At 71.6% G+C, this 3,970-nt stretch carries 2 protein-coding genes; one reads left to right on the plus strand and one right to left on the minus strand.

Annotated elements, in window-relative coordinates:
* The first annotated feature begins 152 nt into the window (after window positions 1-152).
* A complete protein-coding gene (locus DMC18_RS22735) occupies window positions 153-1,592 on the plus strand; it encodes an aldehyde dehydrogenase family protein (RefSeq protein ID WP_110120502.1) in 1,440 nt (479 codons plus the stop codon).
* Between the two features lie 207 nt (window positions 1,593-1,799).
* Here the strand turns inward: DMC18_RS22735 and DMC18_RS22745 are convergent.
* The coding region (locus tag DMC18_RS22745; RefSeq protein WP_110133334.1) for a M20/M25/M40 family metallo-hydrolase at window positions 1,800-3,970 on the minus strand (2,171 nt) is incomplete at its 5' end.

A 3,970-nucleotide genomic window follows, 5' to 3' on the forward strand; every position in this document is an offset into this window, starting at 1 on the left:
CCGCGATCACTTCCCCCTCAGTCGCTCCGCGACAGCTCCCCCTTCAGGGGGAGCATCTTGTGGCTTCCCACCTGATCACCGTTCTCTAAAATGAGCGTTTGAACGAGGCCCGCCCCCACACCAGGTTAGAGCGGCCCGGCAGGAGGATCCCCATGCGCGACTACCTGAAGTTCTACATCGACGGCCAATGGACCCCGGCGAAGTCCGACAAGACGGTGGACGTCATCAATCCCGCCACCGAGGCCGTCGCCGGCCGGGTGACCCTGGGTTCGGTGGAAGACGTGGACCTGGCCGTCCGCGCCGCCCGCAAGGCTTTCGCCACCTACTCCCAGACCAGCCGCGAAGAGCGCATCGACCTGCTCGAGCGGATCATCTCCGAGTACCAGAAGCGCTTCGAGGACATGGCCAAGGCCATCACCGAGGAGATGGGCGCCCCCGCGTGGCTGGCCCAGCGCGCCCAGGCGGCGATGGGCATCGCCCACGTCCAGACCGCCCTGCAGGTGCTCAAGGACTACAAGTTCGAAGAGGATCGCGGCACGACGCGCCTGGTCAAGGAGCCGATCGGCGTCTGCGCCTTCATCACCCCGTGGAACTGGCCGGTGAACCAGATCGCCTGCAAGGTCGCGCCCGCCCTGGCCGTCGGCTGCACCATGGTGCTCAAGCCCTCGGAAATCGCGCCGTTCTCGGCCTGGGTGTGGACCGAGATCCTGGAAGCCGCCGGCGTGCCGGCCGGGGTGTTCAACCTGGTCAACGGCGACGGTCCGACCGTCGGCGCGGCGCTGTCCAGCCATCCTGAAGTCGACATGGTGTCGTTCACCGGCTCGACCCGCGCCGGCATCGAGGTGGCCCGCAACGCCGCCCCGACCGTCAAGCGCGTGCACCAGGAGCTGGGCGGCAAGAGCCCCAACATCATCCTCGACGACGCCGACTTCCAGCGCGCCGTCGGCGGCGGGGTGGCCTCGGTGATGATGAACTCGGGCCAGTCGTGCAACGCCCCCACCCGCATGCTGGTCCCCGCCAAGCGCATGGACGAGGTGATCGCCATCGCCAAGGCCGCCGCCGAGGCCCACACGGTCGGCGACCCCAGCGGCAATTCCAAGCTGGGTCCCGTGGTGTCCGAAGTGCAGTGGACCAAGATCCAGGGCCTGATCCAGAAAGGCGTCGACGAGGGCGCGACCCTGGTGTCCGGCGGTCCCGGCAAGCCGGAAGGGCTAGAGACCGGCTACTACGTCAAGCCGACCGTCTTCGCCAACGTCACCCCCGACATGACCATCGCCAAGGAAGAGATCTTCGGCCCGGTGCTGTCGATCCTTGGCTACGACAGCGTCGACCAGGCCGTCGAGATCGGCAACGACACCGAATACGGCCTGGCGGCTTACGTCTCGGGCGGCGATCCGGAGGGCGTCCGCAAGGTCGCCGCCAAGCTCCGCGCCGGCCAGGTCAATCTCAACGGCGCCAGTCCCGACCTGATGGCGCCCTTCGGCGGCTACAAGATGAGCGGCAACGGCCGCGAATGGGGCGACCACGCGTTCGGGGAATTCCTCGAGACCAAGGCCATCCTCGGCTACGCGCCGAAGCAGGCGGCTGAGTAAGAGGACCCTTCTCCCATCCGACCAACCCTTCTCCCATAGGGAGAAGGAGGGGCCCAAGCCGCAGGCTTGGGAGGATGAGGGGGTACGGCGCCGGCCGGCGTGCCGGCACGATCTAGGGTAATGCGGTGAGGGGCGTACCCCCTCACCCTCCCACCGCTGCGCGGCGGGCCCCTCCCTCTCCCCATGGGAGAGGTTTTCCGAAACGGATCACCACTTCACGCTCGCCCGCGTCAGCACCAGGGTCTTGTCCGACAGTCCCCAGGCCATCAGCCCCTCCGGCTTGGCTCCCGGCGACGGCGTGGCGCGGGGCCAGCCTTCGCGGACTTCCAGGGCGGCGGCCTCGACGCGGCCGGAGCCGTTCAGGCGGCTGAAGCTGAGGGTCACGCCGCTGGGATCGGGGGCGTGGTAGGTCAGGCTGGTCCATTCGCCGGCCTTGGTGGTCAGGGGCACGGGGCGGCCGTTGAGGCGGGCGCCGGCCAGCATGCCGTCGGGCCTGATCCGCACGGTGACGTATTCGGCGCCGGGGCCGGGGATCACCCGCACCAGCAGCCGCTCGCCGGCCTGTTCCAAGACGAGTTGCGGCGGGTCCAGCGGCACGGGCCGGGCGTCGGCCAGCCAGGCCTTGGACTTGAAGAACGGGACCAGCTCCTGCTGCGTCGGCGTGCCGCCCTGGGCGGTCAGGGCGCCGCGCGACCAGGCGTCCAGCCGCGGCAGGGTCGAGATGCGGTAGGCGCGGCCGGTCGACAGGTCCGAGAGATGCGCGGCCTCGGTCAGCTCCGGCCGCGTGGCGCTGGCCCCGGCCAGCACGGCGTAGGCGCCCAGCGCCGCGCCCAGGCCGGCGACCAGGGTGGCGGGGATGGCCGCCAGCTTCAGGGCCGAGAAGTCGTGGGCCAGGGGGATCAGGGCCGGCAGGGCCAGCAGGCCGAACGCCGCCAGGATCGCCGGCAGCTCGACGCCGAGGCCGGCGAAGGTCCAGCCGCCCCAGGCGCCGACCTGGGCGACCACGGCCACGGCCGCAAGCGCCACGAAGAAGGTCAGGGCCAGGGCCACGCGCTTGTTGCGGGTGCCGCCCTTGGCCAGCACCAGCACCGCCGCCAGGGCCGCGACCAGCAGCGGCCAGGCGGTCATCACCGAGCCGCCGGGCAGCAGCACCATGGTCGCCAGGGCGATGGCCAGCAGGCCGACCAGCGCCCCGATCCAGGCCCCCAGCACGCCCACCGGCTTGCCCAGCGAGGCCCAGACCAGCACGGCGGCGGCGACGCCGAGACCCAGGCCGATCGGGTCGAGCGCCGGTCCGCCGATCAGGCAGGTGAGGCCGCCGGCCGCCAGGGCCAGGAGGCTGGGCCAGATCCGCGCCGCGCCCTTGGCCTGGCCGATCACCACGGCCAGGGCCGTGCCGACGAGCAGCGCCGTGCCGCCCAGCAGCAGTGGGTTGAACCGGCCCAGCAGGGCGTAGTGTCCCTGCAGATCGACGACGCCCAGCAGCTTGCCGGCCAGGTGCAGCACCAGGCCGCCCGAGACGCCGACCAGCAGGAAGCCGCACAGGCCCTTGAGCAGCTCGACGACGCTGGTTCCCTTGATCATCAGGCCGCGCACCAGGGCGTAGAGCACCAGCGCGCCGGCCAGGGCCAGCAGGCCCCAGGCCACCTCGACCGGGTAGCTGACCATCACCAGGCCGAAGAGATCCGAATAGACCGCGTTGGGCGCCTTGGCCGGCAGGTCGGCGGCGGTCGCCAGGGCGCGCACCGTCGGCAGCACCTGGTCGCCCAGGTGCTGCAGGCTGCCCTGGTCGAGGTGGTCGGCGCGGGCCAGGGGCGTGTGATAGGCCAGCTGGTCGTCGATGAAGGCGAAGTTCAGCCCCGGCAGGCCGGCCTTCACCGCGTGGGTGAAGTCGGTGTCGTTGGGCATCTTCTCGTAGACCGCCGCGGCCAGGGAGTTGGCGGCCGGCCGCCGGGCCTCGCGGGCGAAGAGGTGCATCAGGGCGCCGTTGCCGGGGCCGGTCTGGAACATCGCCGCGCGGCCGGAATCGCCGCGCGCCTCCATGTTGATCACCAGGCCCACCCGCTCGCGCAGCGGGTCACGGGCGAAGAAGGCGTCGGCGCCCAGCAGGCCCTGCTCCTCGCCGTCGGTGAACAGGAAGATCACGTCGCGGGCCGGCCTGGGGCCGGCCTTCAGGGCGCGGGCCACCTCCAGGGCGGCGGCCACGCCGGCCGCGTCGTCGGCGGCGCCGGGCGAGTTGGCCACCGAGTCGTAGTGGCTCATCACCAGCACGGCGGGCTTGGAACGGTCGGCCCCCGGCAGCACGCCGATGACGTTCTGCACGGCGCCGGCCGACAGGAAGCGGCCCTGGCTGCGCGCCGGGGCGTAGCCCTCGTCGG

The organism is Caulobacter sp. D5 (genome assembly GCF_003185805.1).
Lineage (GTDB): Bacteria > Pseudomonadota > Alphaproteobacteria > Caulobacterales > Caulobacteraceae > Caulobacter.

Excerpts from the sequence above, each read along its gene's own strand:
- DMC18_RS22735 (WP_110120502.1), top strand. The coding sequence starts at position 153 with ATGCGCGACTACCTGAAGTTCTACATCGACGGCCAATGGACCCCGGCG.